General features: G+C 59.2%; 20 protein-coding genes and 1 riboswitch. Of the genes, 11 read left to right on the top strand and 9 right to left on the bottom strand.

The genetic code is table 11. The features are described 5' to 3' along the window. The first annotated feature begins 37 nt into the window (after positions 1–37). Positions 38–316, top strand: a complete 279-nt coding sequence (locus KEHDKFFH_RS10295; protein ID WP_064229913.1) for a polyhydroxyalkanoic acid system family protein — start codon at positions 38–40, stop codon at positions 314–316. Positions 317–335: 19 nt separating this feature from the next. Here KEHDKFFH_RS10295 and KEHDKFFH_RS10290 read toward each other — a convergent pair whose 3' ends face one another. Further along, complete coding sequence (locus KEHDKFFH_RS10290; protein ID WP_104321836.1) at positions 336–1,085, bottom strand: DUF8198 family protein; 750 nt, start codon at positions 1,083–1,085, stop codon at positions 336–338. Between the two features lie 85 nt (positions 1,086–1,170). After that, the gene (locus tag KEHDKFFH_RS10285; protein ID WP_104321835.1) at positions 1,171–2,094 is read right to left on the bottom strand and encodes an alpha/beta hydrolase; all 924 of its coding nucleotides are present in this window, start codon (positions 2,092–2,094) and stop codon (positions 1,171–1,173) included. 323 nt (positions 2,095–2,417) lie between these two features. Between KEHDKFFH_RS10285 and KEHDKFFH_RS10280 the strand changes: the two genes are divergently transcribed. From KEHDKFFH_RS10280 to KEHDKFFH_RS10265, 4 genes are all read left to right on the top strand, one after another. After that, a complete protein-coding gene (locus tag KEHDKFFH_RS10280; protein WP_104321880.1) occupies positions 2,418–3,824 on the top strand; it encodes a WS/DGAT domain-containing protein in 1,407 nt (468 codons plus the stop codon). A gap of 187 nt (positions 3,825–4,011) precedes the next feature. After that, positions 4,012–5,112, top strand: coding sequence for a porin (locus KEHDKFFH_RS10275; protein WP_104321834.1), 1,101 nt, complete (start codon positions 4,012–4,014; stop codon positions 5,110–5,112). Positions 5,113–5,351: 239 nt separating this feature from the next. Then, positions 5,352–6,521 carry a nitric oxide-sensing protein NosP gene (nosP, locus tag KEHDKFFH_RS10270; protein WP_422385691.1) on the top strand — a complete coding sequence of 390 codons (1,170 nt, stop codon included), beginning with the start codon at positions 5,352–5,354 and terminating at the stop codon, positions 6,519–6,521. After that, positions 6,499–8,760, top strand: coding sequence for a hybrid sensor histidine kinase/response regulator (locus tag KEHDKFFH_RS10265; RefSeq protein WP_104321879.1), 2,262 nt, complete (start codon positions 6,499–6,501; stop codon positions 8,758–8,760). Before nosP ends, KEHDKFFH_RS10265 begins: the two co-directional genes overlap by 23 nt. Positions 8,761–8,913: 153 nt before the next feature. On the opposite strand, the gene KEHDKFFH_RS10260 is transcribed toward KEHDKFFH_RS10265, so the two are convergent. After that, positions 8,914–9,591 carry a response regulator transcription factor gene (locus KEHDKFFH_RS10260; protein ID WP_104321878.1) on the bottom strand — a complete coding sequence of 226 codons (678 nt, stop codon included), beginning with the start codon at positions 9,589–9,591 and terminating at the stop codon, positions 8,914–8,916. 334 nt (positions 9,592–9,925) lie between these two features. Here KEHDKFFH_RS10260 and KEHDKFFH_RS10255 point away from each other — a divergent pair, with 334 nt between their 5' ends. Genes KEHDKFFH_RS10255 through KEHDKFFH_RS10245 form a run of 3 tightly spaced genes read left to right on the top strand, consistent with a single transcriptional unit; the run spans position 9,926 to position 12,316 of the window. Next, positions 9,926–10,879, top strand: a complete 954-nt coding sequence (locus tag KEHDKFFH_RS10255) for an ABC transporter substrate-binding protein (RefSeq protein WP_104321832.1) — start codon at positions 9,926–9,928, stop codon at positions 10,877–10,879. Further along, a complete protein-coding gene (locus KEHDKFFH_RS10250; protein ID WP_241956477.1) occupies positions 10,876–11,652 on the top strand; it encodes an ABC transporter permease in 777 nt (258 codons plus the stop codon). Before KEHDKFFH_RS10255 ends, KEHDKFFH_RS10250 begins: the two co-directional genes overlap by 4 nt. Beyond that, positions 11,645–12,316: an ATP-binding cassette domain-containing protein gene (locus KEHDKFFH_RS10245; RefSeq protein ID WP_104321831.1), complete on the top strand. Its 672-nt coding sequence runs from the start codon at positions 11,645–11,647 to the stop codon at positions 12,314–12,316. The genes KEHDKFFH_RS10250 and KEHDKFFH_RS10245 overlap by 8 nt, the downstream gene beginning before the upstream one ends. Before the next feature lie 308 nt (positions 12,317–12,624). Here the strand turns inward: KEHDKFFH_RS10245 and KEHDKFFH_RS10240 are convergent, their stop codons facing one another. From KEHDKFFH_RS10240 to KEHDKFFH_RS10225, 4 genes are read right to left on the bottom strand one after another with little or no spacing between them, the layout of a single operon-like run. Next, positions 12,625–13,431, bottom strand: coding sequence for an ABC transporter permease (locus KEHDKFFH_RS10240; RefSeq protein ID WP_104321830.1), 807 nt, complete (start codon positions 13,429–13,431; stop codon positions 12,625–12,627). 1 nt (position 13,432) lies between these two features. Continuing rightward, entirely contained in the window at positions 13,433–14,155 is a 723-nt protein-coding gene (locus KEHDKFFH_RS10235) for an ABC transporter ATP-binding protein (protein ID WP_104321829.1), read from the bottom strand. Then, positions 14,152–15,126 (bottom strand): YVTN family beta-propeller repeat protein, encoded by a 975-nt coding sequence (locus KEHDKFFH_RS10230; protein WP_104321828.1) that lies wholly within the window; start codon positions 15,124–15,126, stop codon positions 14,152–14,154. Before KEHDKFFH_RS10230 ends, KEHDKFFH_RS10235 begins: the two co-directional genes overlap by 4 nt. Before the next feature lie 41 nt (positions 15,127–15,167). Beyond that, positions 15,168–16,340, bottom strand: a complete 1,173-nt coding sequence (locus KEHDKFFH_RS10225) for an ABC transporter substrate-binding protein (protein WP_104321827.1) — start codon at positions 16,338–16,340, stop codon at positions 15,168–15,170. Between the two features lie 260 nt (positions 16,341–16,600). Here KEHDKFFH_RS10225 and pedF point away from each other — a divergent pair, with 260 nt between their 5' ends. The 3 genes from pedF to KEHDKFFH_RS10210 all read left to right on the top strand — a co-directional run bounded on the left by pedF (position 16,601) and on the right by KEHDKFFH_RS10210 (position 20,042). Continuing rightward, the gene (gene pedF, locus KEHDKFFH_RS10220) at positions 16,601–17,029 is read left to right on the top strand and encodes a cytochrome c-550 PedF (RefSeq protein ID WP_104321826.1); all 429 of its coding nucleotides are present in this window, start codon (positions 16,601–16,603) and stop codon (positions 17,027–17,029) included. Positions 17,030–17,118: 89 nt separating this feature from the next. Continuing rightward, positions 17,119–18,075 (top strand): substrate-binding periplasmic protein, encoded by a 957-nt coding sequence (locus KEHDKFFH_RS10215; RefSeq protein WP_104321825.1) that lies wholly within the window; start codon positions 17,119–17,121, stop codon positions 18,073–18,075. Positions 18,076–18,266: 191 nt separating this feature from the next. After that, positions 18,267–20,042, top strand: a complete 1,776-nt coding sequence (locus KEHDKFFH_RS10210; protein WP_104321824.1) for a PQQ-dependent methanol/ethanol family dehydrogenase — start codon at positions 18,267–18,269, stop codon at positions 20,040–20,042. A 66-nt stretch (positions 20,043–20,108) separates the two neighbouring features. On the opposite strand, the gene KEHDKFFH_RS10205 is transcribed toward KEHDKFFH_RS10210, so the two are convergent. Both KEHDKFFH_RS10205 and KEHDKFFH_RS10200 read right to left on the bottom strand, forming a co-directional pair. Further along, on the bottom strand, positions 20,109–20,894 hold the full coding sequence (locus KEHDKFFH_RS10205) for an ABC transporter ATP-binding protein (protein WP_104321823.1): 786 nt from the start codon (positions 20,892–20,894) through the stop codon (positions 20,109–20,111). Next, positions 20,894–21,709 carry an ABC transporter permease gene (locus KEHDKFFH_RS10200; protein WP_064229930.1) on the bottom strand — a complete coding sequence of 272 codons (816 nt, stop codon included), beginning with the start codon at positions 21,707–21,709 and terminating at the stop codon, positions 20,894–20,896. The genes KEHDKFFH_RS10205 and KEHDKFFH_RS10200 overlap by 1 nt, the downstream gene beginning before the upstream one ends. A gap of 66 nt (positions 21,710–21,775) precedes the next feature. Then, positions 21,776–21,884, bottom strand: a riboswitch (guanidine-I (ykkC/yxkD leader). Positions 21,885–21,889: the final 5 nt, after the last annotated feature.

The raw sequence follows: 21,889 nt of genomic DNA, 5'->3' as shown, positions 1-21,889 counted from the left end.
ACTGTAAATTCGTCCAAATCCGAGAGAAAACGTTTTCATGTCCGTTATTGATGTACACCGCCCGCATACCCTGGATAAAGAACACGCGAGAGAGGCTGCCGAAACTCTGGCCAAAGACCTGTCCAGCCAATTCGACGTGCATTACCAGTGGGAAGGCGATCACCTGAAATTCAAGCGCAGCGGCGTCAAGGGGCACCTGAACATTACCCCGACGGATCTGCACATTCATCTGGAGCTGGGCATGATGTTGCGGCCCTTCAAATCCCGGATCGAGCAGGAAATCCACTCCCAGCTGGACCAGATCATCAAGGCCTGAGCCCATCGTTCCGGTTGACTCAGAGGCTTTCCGGCAACCTGAACGGGTCCGGGTGATGGTTGAGAATATTACGCATCACCTGCTGTTCCCGGGAAACCAGCCGGTCGATCAGTAACTCCACATCGTCCATCTTCCGGAAGGCGGAATAGCCCCGGTGCAGGAAACTGTGCAGATCGGTCAGGTCGGCCATCTCCGCCGGGCCCCGGGTCATCGACAACAGCCACCCGAGGGTGCGGTTGCGGACATAGCGATCAAGCTGCTGGCCTACGTCAGCCACCAGGGTGATCTGCTTCTCCCTCTGATCCAGCTGTCGGCTTTCCCGGAAGGCGGCACAGTAGTCCTCAGTGGTTATTGCGTCGGCGGGCACGCCCTGCTGGTGGAACAGCTCGGCCAGCTCGAGATCCAGCCGCTGGGTGATCAGGTTCAGCTCCACCAGACCGGCGAAGGTGTCCAGCAGGTTGTCCGGCAGCCACTTCACCATCTTGGGGAAGACCCGATCAATATTGTCATCCCGCCGGGTCATTCCGGCCGGCGCATACAGATCGGTCAGCAGGAACTCCAAGCCGTGATGGTAGCCGGGGTGCTGGTAAAGGTCTTCATGAGTCGCCTTAAGCCGTTCGGCCTGCCAGTCGGCAACGTGGATTGCGCTTTCCAGCAGTGGGTGTTCTGCTTTCAAATGCCGGAAATCATGGTAGTCCAACAGCAGTTGCTGCAGCTGGCGAGCGCTTTCGGTGCGGGCTTCGGTAGCGACAAGGCGCTCACGGTACATGGACGATGGCTCCACTAAACCTGAAGAAAAGAGCGTAGTTTAGCGGAGCTGAGGTGGTCTTGCAGTAAGGCACTGCCGGGAGTTATCAGCCCTGTGCGGCAGTGGGCAGCGTTTCGAACCCCGGCACCCATTCCTTGCTGTCCAGGGTGATGAAATGGCTCGGCGCCTCGGTTTCGACGATTCGCATGGTGGTCGGGCTCTGGCGGGCACTGGCCAACATGGAGGAGCGATCCAGAATACGGTCTACCGCAGGAATCAGGAAGGTGCCGTGACGTACATGGCTGTAGACGCTGGTGTCTGTCCGTGCCATCCAGTCCATGATGTTCTCGATGTTACGAACAATGGTCAGATGATCCTTGGTGGCGGAAAACAGCTTGCTTAGCAGTTGCTTCTTGCGCGGGTTCATCTTGCCAAAGAAGGTCTGGCCGTAGGCGGACGACGGAGCGCTGTTGATCAGGCGGATCAGCCAGGGCCACATACCGTGGCTTACAGGTTCCAGAATAGTCGTTACCAGCGCCGAAAGCCTGCCGTTGGGGAGCACGGGTGCTTCCAGCACCACTTCCACGTCGTCATACAGCTCCGGCCATTGTTTGATGGCCTCCAGGATCACCGCCCCGCCACGGGAGTGACCATGTACCCGAATGTTGTCGGTGGTGGGCAGGCTGGAAAGCGCCTGGTTGAGAATGCAGGCGTCGTATTCGATGGTGCCTTCCAGATGCTTGATCGGCACTTCCCAGTCCGGGGTCTCCGGAGTCACACCGTTCACCGGGATGTGGTAATTGCTACAGGTGAGCAGGATCAGTTCGGTGGTGGGCGCTTCATAGGCCTGGGTGAAGTAGCAGTGGTTCTCCAGAAAGCCGTGCACGCCGACAACGGTCTGCTCGGCCTTGCCACTGTGGTTGCGAACGGACACAGCGCCCTTGCCAACGCGATACACCCGCCCGGAGAACATTTCCGAGTAGGCGCTCTCAATCGGTTTTATCAGCTTGCGAACATGGCTCGCTTTCATAACTGCTCTCCCTCCAGCACGGCAATGGCCTGTTATTGGAATTAGGGTGTGCTGGTAAGCCTTTTGTACCCCGATCATCTGGCTGTGTTACTGGCCCTGAATAAAGAATTTTTGATCCCTCAGGGCCAATCGATCACGGATCGGCAGCGTTTAATAACCATTGCACTACGGCTTATAACCAGTATAGGACTGAACAGTTACTCACGTGTAATTTTTTGTAACAGAGTGCGCTGGTGCCGCATATGGAGCCTGCGGGGCATGTCTGGCACAATGCGGAGTTCGGTTTTTACTTACCTTCACCACTTTTCCAGGGACGTTCGGGTTTGAGTCACGAACAATCGCATCTCCTGCTACCTGCAGATTCGGCCTGGCTGGCCCTGGAACGCCCGGAAAATCCCATGACCATCACCGTGATGCTGCGGGTTGATGGCCTCACGGCGCCCCGTTTCCGGGAATTCCTCCGGGTTTACTGGATGGCCTGGGAGCGTTTCCGATATATGCCGGTCAAGCGCTCGCCCGCCTGGTGGTGGGAGCAGGACCCGATGTTTGATGTCCGCCACCACCTTGATGTGGTGGTCGATCGCTTCACTCCGGAAAGCCTGCAGGAATGGGTGTCGGTGCGGCTGAATCAGCCTCTGCCCATGTACCGTCCGCGCTGGAAATTCTGGCTGGCGCCCAATGCCGAGGGCGGGGCGGTCCTGTTGCTGCGGATTCACCATTGTTACGCCGATGGTCTGTCCCTGCTGGGCATTTTTGAACGGCTCTGCCCACCTTCGCCCCAGCAGCATCCGGCCATATACGGTGCACCTGAAACCGCGGAGCTGTCACGCTGGACCGCTGCAGCGAAGGTCTGGCTCGGAGAGCTGATGGCCACTGGCGAGTCCGCAGAAGAAGCCCATGGCGTTGCCGGAGTAGACAAGCCCGTAGGCAACCAGTGGCAGGATGCCGGGCGCCTGCTGGAGCGGGTTGCCCAGAAAAGTCTCAAGCTGGTGCATGAGTTTTCGGAATTCCTGGTGGAGCCGGAGGATTCAGACACGGATCTCCGGCGCCCCCTGCTGGGACGACGGCACTGTCGCTGGTCTGAACCGGTGCCCCTGGAGCGCTTCCGGAACATCGCCCGGGTCACCAACGTGACGATCAACGATGTGTTGCTGAGCTGTGTTGCGGCTGCGGTGCGCACCCGCCTTGGCATTGACGGGGCGGACCTGGATGAAGCCGTGCTGCATGCCGCCGTGCCCGTTGATATCCGCAGCCGTCTACCCGATGAGTTGAAACCGGCCCCTGGCGCCCTGGGCAACTATTTCGGCACCGTGTTTGTACCTTTGCCGGTGGATGGCGAAAGCCCGCTCGAGCGCTTGTACCGCATCAAGCATGAAACCCGCCGCCTGAAGAAAAGCTGGCAGCCAGGCATTGCCTGGGGGTTGGCGGCCAGTGCCACGGTGGTTCCGGAACCCTGGCGGGAGCCTCTGGCCGATGTGTTCTATCGCAAGGCCAGTGCCGTGGTGTCCAACGTGCCCGGCACCCCGGAGCTTCGCTACATTGCCGGTTGTCGGATCACCGAGCAGATGTTCTGGGTGCCCCAGGCCGGGGATATTGGCCTGGGCATCAGCATTGTCAGCTACGCCGGCCAGGTACAGTTTGGCGTCGTTGCCGATGAGGCGGTGATGGCCGATCCCGAAGACTTCCTCAACGACTGCCTGCAGGAACTGGCCCAGTTCCCCGGCGACTGATCCGCCGGGTCGTACTCCCAAAGTTTCAATTCAATTGCCTCCCAAATGAGCAGAAAACCTGCTCCCTGGAAGCATTTTCCCCCTCCCTCGCATCACCGACCATGGAATTCAGGCGACAGACCGCGCCTGGAGAGTCCGGATAACCCGGGTCTCCGATCCCAGATTTCCAAAAACAACCGGGGGAACTATGAAAAACAATAACGTCAGAAAGTCAGGGTTAGCCATTGCCATGGCAGCCGCCATGGGTGTCAGCACAGGAGCCAGCGCCGCTGTTGAGCTTTATAACCAGGACGGCACGAGCTTTTCTGTTGATGGCTACTTCAATGCGTTTTATGTAAACCGTGATGACAAGCAGAACGATGTGCGCGATTCCCGCATCAAGATGGGCTTCCTGCCCAACACCATCGGCTTCAATTTCAGCAAGGACATGGGTGAGCTGACCCTGGGCGGGCGTTCCTCGTTCTGGACCACCATCAATGACAGCCTGGATACACCCACAGACACCGCCATCGACGTGCGTCAGTTCTATGCCACGGTGGACGGTGATTTCGGTCAGGTGCTGATCGGTAAGGATTTCGGCCTGTATGCACGCTCCAACATCTTCCTGGACGAGATCCTGATGGGATTTGGCTCCCCGGGCGTTGCCGGTGGCGTGTCCTTCGGCAATATCCGCGCGGGCTATCCGTACCCGACACCGTCTGCCCAGATTACCTATCGCTCGCCCGATATGAGTGGCCTCAAAGTTGCGGCTGGTGTGCTGGATCCCGCCGACACGGTGACCGGTGCCAATGACGAGAATGCCGCGCCACGCTTCGAGTCCGAGGTAACCTACAACGCCAACCTGAACGACGTGGCCCTGACCGGCTGGGTGAACGGCCGCTATCAGTCTGCTGAAAATGGCACCACGACCGTCGACAGCACAGGCCTTGGGTACGGTATCAAGGCGTCGGTCGCGGGACTGACCCTGGCCGCTTCCGGTTTTACCTCCAAGGGTGACAACCCGGTTCTGATCGGCAACGGAGCGGTAACCGAAGATGATGCAGACGGTTTCCTGGTTCAGGGCTCCTATGCTTTCGGCGCCAACAAGGTAGTTCTGTCTTATGGGGAAACCGATGCCGAGATTCTGGACCTGGAAACCGAAAGCACAACGCTCGGGTTCTTCCACGATGTGAACAGCAACTTCAAGCTGGTTGCCGAGTACAACATGTACGAAGACAACAACCGCACCACCGGTGCAACCACCACTGAGGCGGATACCATCGCCCTTGGCGCCATCGTGATGTTCTAAGCACTATCTGGCGTTGCGGGTGGCGGGAGGCCCCTCGCAGCGCTGGTTTGACTAAGACTAAAGTGCCGGTTTGCCTGAAAGGAAACCGGCAGCGCCATCAGACATTGATTCAGGAGGCAATTTAATCAATGGCTTACGATCATTTTGGCGCGCCGATTAAAAGCACTGAAGTCGCATTGGCTGCGTTTACGGATGCCGTAGAATCGGTGAAAAGTCATCCGTTTTCGGGAGCAGCATTTATGAAGCCAGCGACGACCCTGCCTGCGGTCCGGGTAGCGAGCTCCAGTGTTCGCGATCCGATGTTGGCCGCCACCAATCTCGCCAGCCAGCTCAGCCATGAGCACCTTGACTGTGTTCTGTTCTTTTGCTCCGCGGAATACGACCTGGGTCGACTCGGCAGTGCCCTTGAGCAAAGTTTCCAGGGCGTGCGCGTTTGCGGCTGTACCTCTGCCGGGGAGATCACGCCGGAGGGGTACGGACGTGGCTGCATCACCGCCATCGGGTTTGACCGCCGCTATTTCGCCATCGACTGTGCGCTGATCCGGGAACTGGATCGGTTCACCCTTCAGGATGCCCAGGGCGTGATCGACGGCCTGCTTTCTACCTGTCGGGACGCCAGGCTGGCGCCGGTCAAGGGCAACACCTTTGCCATCACGCTGCTGGATGGCCTGTCGAGCCGTGAAGAGCTGGTGCTGGCAACGCTTAATTCGGCCCTCGGCACCATTCCCCAATTCGGCGGCTCCGCCGGCGACGATGAGCGCCTGGCCAACACCCATGTGTTCTTCGACGGCCAGTTCCATACCGGCGCCGCCACGGTGTTGCTGGTGAACACGCCCCTGGATTTCCGGGTGTTCTCCACACACCACATGGTTGAGCGCAGTGAAAAACTGGTGGTAACCGACGCCTGTGCGGAAAGCCGGACGGTCTACGAGCTCAACGCGGAGCCGGCAGCGGATGCCTATGCCCGCGCCGTCGGTGTCGATGTCGATGCCCTGGATCGCAAGGTTTTCGCACTCCGGCCCATGGGGGTAAGAATCGGCGGCCACTATTTTGTCCGCTCGGTGCAGCGGGTAAACCCGGACAGAAGCCTGACCTTCTACTGCGCGGTGGAAACCGGAATCGTGATGACGGCCATGGCGCCGGAATCCCTGCTGGACAGCGTTCGCACCCAGATTGAGGCAGCAGAGCGGGTCGTGGGGCCGCCCCTCGTCACCATCGGTTGCGACTGTTTTTTGCGCCGGCTGGAGGCAGAACTGACCGGGGAAGTGGAAGCGGTTTCGGAATTCCTGCGTCATCACAAGGTGATTGGCTTCAATACCTACGGCGAGCAGTTTGACGGCATGCACATCAACCAGACGTTTACGGGGGTGGTCATTGGCCAGCCTGATGTCCGTTCCGGACAAGATTGAAGCACCCGTTGAGGACGAGCGGGACCGGCGAATTGCCGAGCTTGAGGCGGAGAACGAGCGCCTGAGGCGAATTCGCGATGCCCTGATTGTCCGGGTGGAGTCTGGTTCTGCCCACAAGCCGGAGCCCTATGCGGCCTTCGAGCACTCGGTGGTGCTCGCCGAGCAGGTTCGGGAGCGAACCGAGGCGTTGAACCAGGCCATGGAACAGCTCAAGGGCAGCAACAAGGCCCTGAGCCGGGCCCGGGAAGAAGCAGAGACAACCCGCCAGAGATTGAGCGATGCCATCGAGAGTATTGCCGACGGCTTTGTGCTGTTCGATAACCAGCATTGCCTGATCCAGAGCAACAGCCGGTTCCGGAGTTACTGGCGTCATGCCGGTGTCGACGCGCCGGGACAGGGTACCCGGATTGCAGAGTTGAAGCGCCAGGCGGTGGCCTGCGGTCTGGTTCTGGAGGAACACAGCCATCCGGATTCGGAAGGTGTGGTGTTTCTGCTGGCCAACGGCCGCTGGGTTCAGGTTACCGAGAGACCGACCCGCGAAGGCGGTTTGGTGGTGCTCTACTCCGACATCACCGATGTGAAGAACAGCGAAATGGCTCGGCGGATCAAGGCGCTGGAGGAAAGCGAGCGCTGGATCCGGGTGGTGACCGACCACGTCCCGGCTCTGATCGCCTACATTGGCGCCGATATGACCATCCAGTTCTGCAACAAGGTCTATGAGTCCTGGTACGGGCGCAAAGGAGAGTCGCCACTCGGCAAACGTCTCAACGAAGTGCATTCGCCCGAGTTTTACCAGCGGCTTCTACCCCAGATTCTCGATGTCATGGACGGCCACAACGTGACGTTTGAATTCGAGGAGACTGGCGAGCAGGGCGAGGTGCGCCACATGCTGCGCTCCTACGTTCCCAATTTCGATGAACAGGGCGATATCATCGGTTTTTTTGTGTTGATCCGGGACATCACCGACCGCCGCAAGACCGCCCTGGCCCTGGAACAGGCCTATGACAACCTGGAACGACGGGTGAAGGAACGCACCGCAGCCCTGACCGGCCTGAACAACCAGCTGCGCCAGGAAATCACCGAGCGGGCTGCCGTAGAGGCCCGCCTCCGGGATGCCAAGCTGGAGGCTGAACGGGCCAATCTCTCGAAAACCAAGTTCCTGGCGGCCGTCAGCCACGACCTGCTGCAGCCTTTGAATGCCGCACGGTTGTTCACCAGTGCGCTGCTGGAACAGTCGTTCGGGCCCAAGGCGGAAGGCCTGGTTCGTTCAGTCAGCACGTCCCTGGACGATGTCGAGAACCTGCTGGGCACCCTGGTGGATATTTCCAAGCTGGATGCCGGCGTGATCAAACCAGATGTCACCGCCTTTGATCTGCGAGACCTGCTGAATAACATCGCCCGGGAATTCCGGCAGATGGCCATGGCCGAGGGGCTGCGACTGGACTTTATTGCCAGCTCCGCGATTGTGGAGTCAGATTCCCAGTTGCTGGCGCGGATTCTCCGGAATTTCCTGACCAACGCCATCCGCTACACCGGCAACGGCCGGATTCTGCTTGGCTGCCGTCGACAAAAGGATCATGTTCTGCTGCAGGTGTGGGATACCGGCCCCGGTATTCCCGAGGACAAACTCACCGAGATCTTCCAGGAATTCAAACGTATTCGCCCGGCCGGCTCACAACCCGATAAAGGCCTGGGACTTGGCCTGGCCATCGTGGACAAGATTTCCCGCATGCTTGGTCATGAAGTGACGGTGAATTCCATCGAGGGCAAGGGCTCAGTCTTCAGCGTCCGGGTCCCGGTCGGCAGACTGAAGCCCCGGCAACCGGTGGCAGACCAGAATCGAGCCGTGTCTTTCGATAGCGGTCTCGGCGGTGCCCGAATCTGGGTGATCGACAATGACCAGTCGATCTGCCAGGGCATGCAAACCCTGCTCGAAGGCTGGGATTGCCAGGTGGTGACGGCGGTGTCCCTGGAGGACCTCGAGCGCCAGCTGGATCCAGCCAGCAGTGCAGTGGATCTGATTCTGGCGGACTACCATCTGGACAACGATGAGAATGGCGTGGATGTGGTGGCGGAGATCAATGGCCGCCGGAGATGCCCGGCGCCGGTGGTGATGATTACCGCCAACTACACCAATGAACTGAAGCAGCATATTCGCGAGCTGGGGCACCTGCTGATGAACAAGCCGGTGAAGCCTCTTAAGCTGCGCAGTGCGTTGAGTCATTTGCTGAGGAATTGAGGTTGAAGATGGGTGTCGGGTTACGGCTGCGCCTAACCCGACCTACGCGGGGATGTGTGCTCGAAAGGTAGGTCGGATTAGCCAAAGGCGTAATCCGACAACCAGAGAAGTAGGTCGAATTAGGCGAAGCCGTAATCCGACAAAAACCCTACCTTACCGCTTCAAATACTGACTGAAATCCACATCACTGGCAGACAAAATCGCCTGCACCCGGTTGTGAACCCCGAGCTTGCGCAATATCGCAGACACGTGGGCCTTCACCGTGGTCTCGGCGATATTCAGGTTATAGGCGATCTGCTTGTTGGATTCGCCCTTGGACATGCGCTCAAGCACCAGCAGCTGGCGGCGGGTCAGGGAATTCAGAAGCTCCGGTGAAATCGGATTGTCTTCATTGCGGCTGCGGCGGGTGTTGCTTTCCTTGCCGGTGCGGATGATATCCGAAGGCAGGTAAACATTACCGTTCAGGATTTGCTGGATGGCCTCGGTCATCTGGGCCCGGGGCGAGGACTTGGTAATGAATCCGCAGGCGCCGTAAGTAATGGCCTGCAGTACCACCTGCTTGTCTTCCTCGGCAGAGACAATCACCACCGGAATGGTCGGGGCCTCATTTCGCAGGGTGATCAGGCCGGTCAGGCCGTGCATACCGGGCATGTTCAGGTCCAGCAGGATCAGATCCAGGTCGTCGTTCTCGCGGGTGATTTCCAGGGCGCTGTCCAGATCAGCGGTTTCGATGATCTCGCTGCCCGCAAAACCGGAAGCGATTACGCTGCTGATGGCTTCCCGGAAGAGTGGGTGGTCGTCGGCAATCAGAATCTTGTAAGCCGGCTCCATGGATGGGTCTACCTGTTTGTTTTCAGTATCGGGATTGACTTCCGAATCATGATAGCGGTTTTCGGAAGAGAGTGCGGCTTCGAGCTCGTTCAGCATGGCGGCCTCCTGTGCAGAGAATCGCTGGAGTCGGTTCCGATCCTCTGTTTATTATTGTGATGGTTTCATTACACGCCATCTTGGTCTCGGGTTGAATGCGACCATCGCACCAAAAAACAGGCACCAAAGTACTATTCTTGCCGGGCTGCGGGCTTCGTATCGTGGAGCAATGAGCCTGCAACTAACAATAACGATCGTCTCCAGATCCTCACTTGTCTATTCCTGGATCAACAAAGGAATGGCCGCACTGCTATGTCTTCTCTTGAGTCTTGCAGGCAGTGTCCATGCCCGGGAAGGAGCGCCTGACCTACCCGTGCTGTCTGTCAGCGTGTTGCAGTTTGGCACCGCCCACTGGGAGCTCGACCATCTCCTGCATCGGGAGCTGGACCGGGAGCATGGCTATCGGCTGGCATTGAAACCGGTTGCCAACCTGCCGGCCTCCAGGCTCGCGGTCACCAGCTGTTCGGTGCACGGCGCTGTGGCTGATCTGCTGTGGGCACAGTCACGATTCCAGGCCGGCACACCCTACCTGTACGTGCCGTTCTCCTCCCAGATTGGCGATATCGTCGTCGCTGACAACTCAACGATTCGCTCGGTGGCGGATCTGGCAGACAACCGCATTGGCGTTGCCGGCGGGCCGGACAGCAAGGGCTGGATACTGCTCAAGAAAGTCGCACAGCGCCAGGGTATCAACCTTGAGGAAGCCGCCGGCGTCCAGTTTGCCGCCCCGCCTTTGTTGAGTCAGGCGTTAAAACGGGGGCAAGTGGATGTCATCGTCACTTACTGGCATTTTGCGGCCCGCCTGAGAGGCGAGGGCGGCTGGCGATCGGCGTTCGGCATGGCTGACCTGCTCACTGAGATGGACCTGGATCGCAACCTGCCAGTGCTTGGCTATGTTTTTCCCGAAAGCTGGGCCCAGGACAACGGCCCGCTGATTGATCGTTTTGCCGCTTCCCTGCAACAGGCCAAAGCCGAGCTCGCGGAGAGTAAATCCTACTGGCAGCGCTTGCGCCCTCTCATGGGAGATCCGGACGACAGTGTCTTCGCAGCCTTGCGAGAGGGCTTTGTCGCCGGGACGCCAGCGCCGCAAACAGACCAGCGAATCGCTGACCTGCAACGTTTGATGACCCTCACCGGCGCTGACCCGGACAACCTGATGCCGGCTTCTCTGTTTTACCGGAGCCAGCCGTGAAAGGCCGTGCCGGCCGGCCGCCGCTGTGGAGCTACTGGGTAGTTCTGCCGTCGTTTGTCCTGCTCTGGGGGCTCATTGCCTGGCTGCTTCAGTCGCCCTTGCTGCCGACGCCCCTGAACGTGCTGGACACCCTGATTCGCGAATCGGCGACCGGCGAGCTCTGGCATCATCTGGGCGCGACCCTCGGGCGTGTAGTGGTCGCCTTTAGTCTGGCCATGATCATTGGCACCGCCATCGGCATCGTCATGGGCCGATCCCAAACCACCAATGCCCTGTTCGATCCCTTGCTGGTGCTTTTACTGAACCTGCCGGCCCTGGTCACCATCATCCTCATGTATGTCTGGTTCGGCCTGGTCGAAGTGGCGGCCGTGATGGCGGTCGTGATCAACAAAGTGCCCAACGTGGCGGTTACCGTCCGGGAGGGCGCCCGCAGCCTGGACTATAGGCTCGAGGAGATGGCCACCGTTTACGAGTTCACCCGGAGGCAACGGTTGCGGGAAGTCTGGGTACCCCAGTTGTTTCCCTATCTCATGGCAGCCACCCGGGGCGGCCTGGCCCTGATCTGGAAAATTGTCCTGGTGGTGGAACTGCTCGGCCGTTCCAGTGGCGTTGGTTTCCAGTTGCATATGGCGTTTCAGGTTTTCGATGTAGCCGCCATTCTTGCCTACAGCCTGGCGTTTATTACGGTCGTCCAGCTTATTGAACTGGCCATCCTTCAGCCCCTGGAGCGCCGGTCCAGTCGCTGGCGACAACCGGAGGCCGCCCATGCTTGAGCTCAGAATTGCAGGCTGCGATTTTGGCCAGCCGGTGCTCGGAGAGGTCTTCGCAACCATTGCGCGAGGCGATCGCATTTGCCTTCTGGGCCCATCGGGTATCGGCAAGACTACTCTGCTGAACGCAATTGCCGGTCTCGATAAATCGGTTCCGGACGAGGCGGTTATTGGTCGCGAAAAACTCCGGGTGGGCTACCTGTTTCAGGAGCATCGCCTGCTGCCTTGGCGGACCCTGGACGCGAATCTTAGACTCGTTGGTGCGAACACTGACGAGGCCGAGAGGTTGCTGGGTCAGGTTGGCTTATCCGGCTACGGACACTATCTGCCGGACCAGCTGTCCCTGGGTATGGCCAGGAGAGCGGCCCTGGCCCGTTGCCTGGCGGTGAAGCCGGACTTGCTGTTGTTGGATGAACCCTTCGCCTCGCTTGATCCGGTGATGGCGGGTGAGCTCAAGGCGCTGATTGCCGGGATTCTGGATTCGCGTCCGGAGATGGCGATGATCTGTGTTACCCATGATGGTGGGGATGCAGAGATATTAGCGAACCGTCTTTGGTACCTGGATGGCAAGCCCGCTCGGTTGCAGTGGGATGATTCGGTGGGCGAACCCGGATTGGTTGATGTGCTGCTTGGGAGGCTTCGAGGTCTGGATTTGACCGGCTCTTAGGTTGATCGAGGGTGTCCGCAGTCTGTCGGATTACGCTTTGCTAATCCGACCTACGAAGTCTAACCCGACCTACCGGTTTTGGCGGTTTGCAAGGAGTATGGGTGGGCAGCGGGGAGAAGGTTTCCAAAACTGTGCGGAGCCAGGGATGGCGGAGCCCAAGCGTCACAGGGGTGAGGCCGAGCGCTTATGAAGCGAAGCTTCATGCGACAGCCAAACGACTGCAATCTATGATTGCAGGCCGGACCCCGGAGGGGTGCCGTAAGGAGCGTGTTTTGGAAACCTTCTCCCCGCTGACCACTGGCACCATATCAAGCCGGCCTGGAGGTCCCGAGTATCCTGGTCCTCTGAGGCCGGAATCCTGCCGTGGCCAGTAATGCCAGAACTACAGTTACTCCGGTGGTAATCCCGTAAGCCATCGGATTCCATTCCAGATAGAGCGAAAACCGGATCGCCTCTACAGCATGGGTGAACGGATTAAACTGGCAGATCCAGTACAGCCAGGGACTGGCCTCGTTCATGCGCCAGAGCGGATAGAGCGCCGAGGACATGAAGAACATCGGGAAGATGACGAAGTTCATCACCCCGGCGAAGTTCTCCAGTTGCTTGATCCAGGTGGCGATCAGCAGGCCCAACGCGCCCAGCATCAGGCTGGTAAGAATCAACGCTGGCAACACGGCCAGGTAGCCCCAGAGCGGTGGTTCCACATCCACCAGCAGTGCCAGCAGCAGGAACACATACACCTGGCCGATGGACACTACACCCATGGCCAGCAGTTTGGTCACCAGCAGGAAAGGTCGGGGCAGGGGGCTCATCAGGAGAACCCGCATGCTGCCCAGCTCCCGGTCATAAACCATGGACAGGGCGCCCTGCATGCTGTTGAACAGGATGATCATGCCGCACAGACCGGGGGCAATGTAGGTCTCGTAGGTGATGTAGGTCTGATAGGGCGGGATGATGGAAATGCCCAGAACCGCACGGAACCCGGCGGCAAACACCACCAGCCAGAGCAGTGGCCGGACCAGGGCGCTGGCGAAGCGGGTGCGCTGCTGCCAGAAGCGCAGCCATTCACGAGTCTGGATGCCTACGAAACAGTGCCAGTAGTGAGCTGCTTTCATATCAGCCGGCTCCGGTCAGGGAATGGAAGGTTTCGGCCAGATCCCGGGTGCCTTCGGCTTCGCAGATGGCCTGGCCTTTGTCGTCGGCCAGCAACTGGCCCTGATGCAGGATCAGGACCCGGTCGTCTGACCGGACCTCTTCGATCAGGTGCGTTGCCCAGAGCACGGTCATGCCGTCTTCCTCGCACAGGGTTCGGACGTGCTCGTTGAGCGCTCTGCGGCTGGCCACGTCCAGGCCCACCGTGGGTTCGTCGAGCAACAGCAGCGAGGGTTCATGCAGCAGGGCGCGGGCAATTTCCACCCGCCGGCGGTGGCCGCCGTTGAGCTGGCGGACGGCATCGTTGGCCCGGTCCAGCAGGCTGAAGCGTTCCAGCTCCCGGTCACCCCGAACCCTGGCTTCCTTGCGGGAAAGACCATGCAAGGCGGCGTGATATTGCAGGTTCTGGCGAACCGTCAGATCCAGATCCAGGGCGTTCTGCTGGAACACCACGCCGATCCGGCGCATGGCCTCGGCCGGCTGATTTTTCAGGGACTGCCCGGCCAGTAGGAGTTCGCCCTGCTGCAGGGCAAGCAGGCGGGTGAGCAAACCAAACAGGGTTGATTTGCCGGCGCCGTTGGGCCCGAGCAGGGCGTGAAAACGGCCAGAGGTCAGCGCAAAGCTGACCTCACGGAGCACCGGCTTCTCGCCGTAACGAAAGCTCAGGTTGCTCGCTTCAATGGTCATGACGTCGGATCAATGACCACACCCCAGGGGTAGCGGCCTACCTTGATGGACTTGATGACCTTCAAGTCTTCCACATCGATCACGGAGACATCGCCGGACACGCCGTTGGTGGTGTAGAGGTGCTTCTCATCCTTGTCCAGATCCAGCTGCCACACCCGGGCGCCCACCAGCAGGTAGTCCAAAACCTCATAGGTCTGGGCATCAACAACCGCTACATGATTGGAGGGGCCGAGCGCGACGAAGGCGTATTTGCCATCGGACGTCAGTTCAATGCCTACCGGCTGGACCCGATCCTGATTCACGCCAGGCACCTTGAAGGACATCTCGTGGATCTGCTCCAGGTTGTCGACGTCGATGATGTGCACGGTGCCGCCGATTTCCGTGGAGGCCCAGGCAATCTTGCTGTCCTTGCTGAACTCCACGTGGCGCGGGCGCTGGCCCACCACAATGTTCTTTTCGATCTCGAAGGTTTCGGTGTTGATCCAGTGCAGCATGCTGGTGGTTTCGGAGGTGTTCACCGCCCACTTGCCGTCGGGGCTTACCGCCATCCCTTCGGGCTCGATGCCCACATCAATCTGGGCCAGAACATCCTTGGTATCCACATCCACCACCGTCACGATGGCGTCGTCCTCGTTGGCGATGTACAGGTGCTTGTTGTTCGGGTGCAGCGCGAACTGCTCCGGATCTTCACCGGAGGGCAGGGTATCCACAATCTTGCGGGTGGCCAGATCCAGCACCTGAACCGTGTCGTCGTCGCTGGCACAGATGTACAGCTTGGTAAAGTCCTTGGACAGCAGGATACCCCGGGGCCGCTGGCCGACACTGATGGTCTCAATCACTTCCTGGGTTTCGGTATCAATCACCGACAGGGTGTTATCTTTCTCGTTGGACACATAGGCCACGCTGGCCAGTGCCGGTGTCGACAGGCCGATCATGGCGGCCAGCGCCGTCTGTTTGAACAGGGTTTTCATGGTGTGACTCCTTCTTGTTTTGAACGTTGGCCGCCATAGGCTCAGCCGTTAATCCGACACTCGCTCTCAGGTCTGTCAAAGCCGAGGGTGTCCATTTCGGTGTTCGGGTGCAGGAAGCCTTCGAATGGAGCTCGTGCTACCAGTCCCCGGGGATGAACCAGTGGAATCGGCTGTCTCAGCTGGCCGTTCCAGTCGCGGAAGGTGAGCTTGCGGCCCTTGAACGCGGCCAACTGGAATTTGTCGCTGAACAGGAAATTTCGGATGTCAGTGGGGTTCGCAGAGTTCAGGTCGGTCACTGCCGTACCCATTGAGCGAATGGCAGCCCAAGCCGCGTAGTCTTCACCGTTCATATCCCGCCCAGCCAATTCGCGGAAACGGTTCTGGAGTTGCGCCGCACCCCAGCTTTCCACCACCCGATGCCAGGTGACCGGTGACATGCCCTGGGTGCCCACCACCGGGCGCGGCAGCCAGGTATTGAACGGCACGTACTCGCCAAAATCGCCCCGCACGTCAGCCACCACCACCGCGTCGTAATCGCTGGCCTGGGTAAACAGGGGCAGTTCCTTGGAGGCGGTGCGACGCAGGTCGGCGTCAAAGGTCCAGGGCTTGTCTTCGACGATCTCCAGCCCGAAACGCTTGGCCGAGCGCCGGAAGGCATCGGCCCAGCCCTTGTCTGCTTGAGTCGGCCCGGTAATCAGGAAAACCTCATCCCAGCGTCGCTGATTCAGCCACTGGCCGAGCGCATCGGTGAGCATCGAATAGCTGGGCATGGTGTGCAGCAGGTTGACGTGGCACTGGCCGGTGCGCAGGGCATCGTCCTTGGCGCCAGCGTTGAAGATCAGGGTGTTGTCGCCGGCCTTTTCGGTGAGGGCTTTCAGGGTCGAGGCAGGCGCATTCACCACAAACAGGTCGAAACCATTCTCGCGCATGGCATCAAAGGCTGCGATGGCGCCTTCTTCCGAATCGGCAACCTCACTCTGGAGTGAGTAGGTCTGGCCCAGAAACTTGCCGGTGGTGCTGTTGTCGTTGATGGCCAGTTCGGCGCCTCGCAGGCCGGCGTCCTCAGGTTCCGGAATGATATTGGAAAGCACCGGCCCCTGATGCGGTACCCACTGGAGATAGCCAATCCGCACATCGAGGGTCTCAGCCTGAAGCGGGCTTGCTGCCGCCAGTGTGATCAGTGAAATGGCCACTGTCCGGGACAGAAAAGACATGGGGTTCTCCGGTTTGATGTTGTGCCTCCAGCTTATGGAAGGGGGAAACGCCCGGAAATATTCAGAAAGTAGGAATCAGGCAGTACCAAAGGATGAGATTTTCGCTCGGGGACCAAACATCTACTACCAAGGAACTAAGCCAAAAACCCCAAAGTGGCATTCGGATTGGACATGGGGATTCCTAGACTGGAGATCAGCAAGTTGGCAACTGACAAATCCAACAGCCAACCACGGGGAATCCAATAACAGAGGTAAGACCAATGGCAATGTCCTTTTCACTCAAAACCATCTTGGCTGCGGCCATGCTTGGCCTGGCCGGCTTCGCTATTGCCCACGGCAATGTCACACCACAGGAAGTGGATACGGGCAATCTGCCGGAGCTGGGCGATGACGTCCGCATTGAGAATCCGTTCCGTGAAGGCAATGAATTCGGCGAGTTCAACGCCCAGGCGGTCAAGGTCGGCGAGAGTGCCTACGCTGGTAACTGTGCCGCCTGCCACGGCATCCGGGCGATGTCCGGCGGCCTGACACCGGATCTTCGCGAGCTGACCGAGTGGGATGACGAGTACTACATCGGCCGGGTGATGAATGGTACCGACCGGGGCATGCCGTCCTGGAAAAAGAGCATGGACCAGAACGCCATGTGGGCGATCCGCACCTATGTGGAATCCCTGCCCAAGCCAGAGTGATGAGCACGGCTTCTAGCAAAACGAACGCCTGAATTCGGGTCGGCCCTGTGCCGGCCCTTCGTCGTTGAGAGAAAAGGTGGGAGAAAACAATGAAAATACTGTCTCGAATGCTTGCCCTGTTGCTATTTGCCCAGTTTGTCCTTGCCCAGGAGGTTAACGACGGAAACGAACTCCTCAACCGGCCTGCGGATCGCACCTACGACATCATTCTGGAGTCCGGCTACCTGAAAGTGGGCGTCTACGAGAATTTTCCGCCTTACTCCTACCAGGTAGATGGCGAGCCCCGGGGCATCGATATCGAACTCGGCCGCCGTATTGCCGAGGAAATGGGCGTTGAATTCAAGGTGCACTGGATTATCCCGGATGAAAACCTCGGTGACGACTTGCGCAACAACGTCTGGAAAGGCCACTACCTGGCCAAGCAGCGGCTTGCCGACGTGATGCTGCGCGTGCCCTACGACAAGACCTACGCCTACATGCAGGATTCCACCGGCGAATACATCAACGAGCAGGTTGTGCTGTTCGGCCCTTACCAGCAGGAAACCTGGCAGATAGCTTACAACCCGGAAAAGCTCGACAGTGTCGAAACCGTGGCGGTGTTCCAGTACAACCCGATCGGCGTCGAGATCGATACCCTTCCCGACTTTTACCTGACCTCAGCGTTTGGCGGCCGTATGCGGGAACAGGTGCGTCACTTCCACAAGGTGGCCGAGGCGTTCGAGGCAATGCGTAACGGTGAGGTCAGCGCTGTCATGGGCATGCGGTCGGAGATAGATCACGAACTGGCGAAATCCGAGAACAAGGCCTTCAAGGCCGCCGGCAACGGCTTCCCGGGCATCGGCAAGCAGGTCTGGGATGTGGGCATGGCGATCAAACATACCCATCGGCAGCTGGGTTATGCCCTGGAGGCCATCGTCGACAGGCTGGTGAAAACCGGAGAGATGAATGAACTCATGGCCAGCCAGAATCTTCGCTACAGCGTGCCAGGCTACTACCGGGCCTTCCTCGATGAGCAGGCCATTGCCAGGGCCGAAGGGAATCTCTGATGGTTCGCTCGATGCGCCCGGGCCGGAAGATTCGGGGTAGTCGTACTACCAAGTGATGAGAAAACCTGTTCCGGGGAGCAATTGTTGGTTTTGCCCTCAAGGCGAAGAATCGTATCAGAGGCGGGAAAAGTTCCCGGTTCGGCCTGAAACGAACACAGAACCGAAAAACAAGAGACTTGGAGAGCGCAACCATGAGAACCAACAAGTTCGGGATTCGCATTGCGGCCAGCGCCTTGGCTATGGCTGTTTCCTACGGGGCCCATGCGGTAACCGACGAAGATATCATCAACGATCACAACACCCCGGAAGACATTGTCAGCTATGGCATGGGCACCCAAGGCCAGCGATACAGCATTCTGGAAGACCTGAACACCGGCAACATTCAGTATCTGCAGCCGGCCTGGGCATTCTCCTTCGGCGGCGAGAAGCAGCGTGGTCAGGAATCCCAGCCGCTGATCAAGGATGGCGTCATGTATGTGACCGCCTCCTACTCACGCATTTACGCAATTGATGCCAGAACTGGCGAGGAAATCTGGCAGTACGATGCCCGCCTGCCGGACGGCATCATGCCTTGCTGTGACGTGGTGAACCGTGGCGCTGCCATCTACGGCGACAAGGTGATTTTCGGCACACTCGATGCCAAGCTGGTTGCCCTGAACAAGGACACCGGCAAGCCGATGTGGATCAAGAAGGTGGCCGATTATCAGGCCGGCTATGCGATCACTGCCGCACCGATTGTCGTGAAGGGCAAGGTTATTACCGGTGTTTCAGGCGGTGAATTCGGTATTGTCGGCAAGGTTGAGGCCTACGACGCCAACACCGGCGATCTGGTCTGGACTCGGCCGACCGTCGAAGGCCATATGGGGTATGTCTACAAGGATGGCAAGAAGGTCGAAAATGGCATTTCCGGCGGCAAGGCAGGGGTAACCTGGCCCGGCGAAATGTGGAAGAACGGCGGCGCAGCAACCTGGCTGGGCGGCACCTATGATCCGGATACCGATTCCCTGTTTTTCGGTACCGGTAACCCTGCGCCCTGGAACTCGCACCTGCGCCCCGGCGATAACCTGTTCTCGTCATCCCGTCTGGCGATCGACCCGGACGATGGCAGTATCAAGTGGCACTTCCAGACCACCCCGAACGATGGCTGGGATTATGACGGCGTCAACGAGCTGATCTCCTTCGATTACGAGGAGAACGGCAAAACCGTCAAAGCCGCGGCGACTGCCGACCGTAACGGTTTCTTCTACGTTCTGAACCGGGAGAATGGCGACTTCATTCGTGGCTTCCCGTTCGTGGACAAGATCACCTGGGCCGAAGGCCTGGATCCGGAGACTGGTCGTCCGATCTTTACTGATGGCGGGCGTCCCGGTAACCCGGCGGACCTCGACGGTAACAAGGGCGAGACGGTCGTGGCCCAGCCAGCCTTCCTGGGTGGCAAGAACTGGATGCCGATGGCCTTTAGCCAGGACACCGGTCTGTTCTATGTGCCGTCCAATGAATGGTCCATGGATATCTGGAACGAGCCAGTTTCCTATAAGAAAGGCGCGGCGTTTCTGGGGGCAGGCTTCACCATCAAACCGGCCAACGACGAGTATATTGGTGTGTTGAGGGCCATGGATCCGAAAACCGGTGAAGAAGTCTGGCGCTATGAGAACCCGGCCCCGCTATGGGGTGGCGTGATGACCACCGCAGGCAACCTGGTATTCACCGGCACTCCGGAAGGTTACCTGAAGGCGTTCGACGCCAAGACCGGGGAAGAGCTCTACCGCTTCAACACCGGTTCCGGCGTTGTCGGCACGCCGGTGACCTGGACCATGGACGGTGAGCAGTATGTCTCGGTTTCAACCGGCTGGGGCGGTGCGGTTCCGCTCTGGGGTGGTGAAGTGGCCAAGGTGGTCAAGGACTTCAACCAGGGTGGTACCGTCTGGACATTCAAGCTGCCTAGTGATCGCGTAGCCAGCAACTGATCGCGACGGATACCGGCCTCGAGCCGGCGAGTAACAGGGGCTGCCTTCGGGCGGCCCCTTTTTCGTTCAGGCCGCCTGATTTCTTGCGGTCTCACTGACCGACTGGTTGATGTCCTCATACAGCTTCCGATCAGTCTGACCAATCGGCAAGTCGTAGGTGATGGTGGCGCCGAACGCTTGCGGGTCATGGGGATCGTTGCGTACCTTGTCGAACACCAGCAGCCGGGTACCCAGGTAAAAACCTTCCTTCAGATCGTGTGTCACCATGAAGATTGTGGTGCCTGTCTCCTGCCAGAGTTTCAACAGCAGATCGTGCATGTCGCCCCTTATACCGGGATCCAGCGCGCCGAAGGGCTCGTCCAGCAGGAGCACCCGTGGCCGCATGATCAGCGACTGGGCAATGGCCAGCCGTTGCTGCATGCCGCCGGAAAGTTCGTGGGGCCATTTGTTGGCCGACGGGCTCAAACCCACCGATTCCAGCATGGCATCCACCTTCTCCAGGGCTTCGCGGCGGGCGCTGCCGAACAGCTTGCCCAGCCAGGGTTTCTGTTCCAGTTCCAGGCCCATCAGCACGTTCTGACGCACCGTCAGGTGTGGGAATACCGAGTAGCGTTGGAATACGATACCCCGGTTTCGGTCCGGCTCGCCGGGGAAGGCCTCGCCCTCCAGTAACAGTTCGCCGCGGGTCTGGGTTTCCTGGCCCAGCAGCATTTTCAGGAAGGTGGATTTGCCACAACCGGAGGCGCCCACCAGAGTGCAGAATTCGCCCTGTTTCACGCTCAGGTTCAGGTTTTCCAGGACCACCTGGTCACCGTATTCCTTCCAGAGATTGTTGACGGTAATAAAGCTCATCAGTGGCCTCCTGCGTTGTACCAGGGGAACAGTCTGCGGTTGGTAAGACGCAGACACTGGTCGATGACAATGGCGAGAATGGTGATCCAGATGACATAGGGCAGGATTACATCCATGGCCAGGTAGCGCCGAACCAGGAAGATCCGGTAACCGAGCCCTTCGGTGGAAGCAATCGCTTCGGCGGCAATCAGAAACAGCCAGGCGGGGCCAAGACTCAGGCGCACGGCGTCGATCAGGCGGGGCAGCACCTGGGGCAGGGCCATGCGGGTAATCACCTGCCAGGAATTGGCGCCCAGGGTCTGGATCTTGATCAGTTGCTCGCCTGGAAGTTCGCGAACCCGCTGGGCCACATCCCGCATCATGATGGGCGCGGTGCCGATCACAATCAGCATGACCTTGGACAGCTCGCCCAGCCCGAACACGATGAAGAGGATGGGTAATATGGCCAACGGCGGCACCATGGAAAGGGCAGATACCAGTGGCGCCAGGTTGGCCCTGACCAGCGGCAAAACGCCATTGAGAATGCCGACCACCAGCGCCAGTAAGGCGGCAATGCCAACGCCCATTCCCAGGCGTGCCAGACTGGCAGTGGTGTCCTGCACCATCAGGTAGTCGCCGCTTCGGCGGTCTTCCTGGAACGCCATGCGTTCCACGGCGGCGGTCATCTGCTCAAGGCCCGGAAGGAGTTTGTCGTTGGGGTTTTCTGCCAGGCGCTCCTGGGAGGCCAGGCTGTAGACAAGCATGATCAACAGGAAGGGCAGCAGGCCCAGCAGGGTGGCTGAAACGCGCCCGGGGTGATGGTTGATCATTCGCATGAATCGTCTCCTCTGGTCACACAACACGGCAAGGTCATCGCGGGTAACGGCGTCCCTTGCGATTCAGTCTCCCGGGCTTTTGTCCCGCCGTGTAACCTCCCCAGAGGTCGGTAACTCTCGGACCAGCCATCCAGGAATCTTGATTGCCCGGACCGGAACCCTAGTTACCCATTTTTTCCG

The organism is Marinobacter maroccanus, assembly GCF_002933275.1.
GTDB lineage: Bacteria > Pseudomonadota > Gammaproteobacteria > Pseudomonadales > Oleiphilaceae > Marinobacter > Marinobacter maroccanus.
The sequence above is the reverse complement of the archived record's forward strand: the minus strand, read 5'-3'. Positions and strand labels throughout refer to the sequence as shown.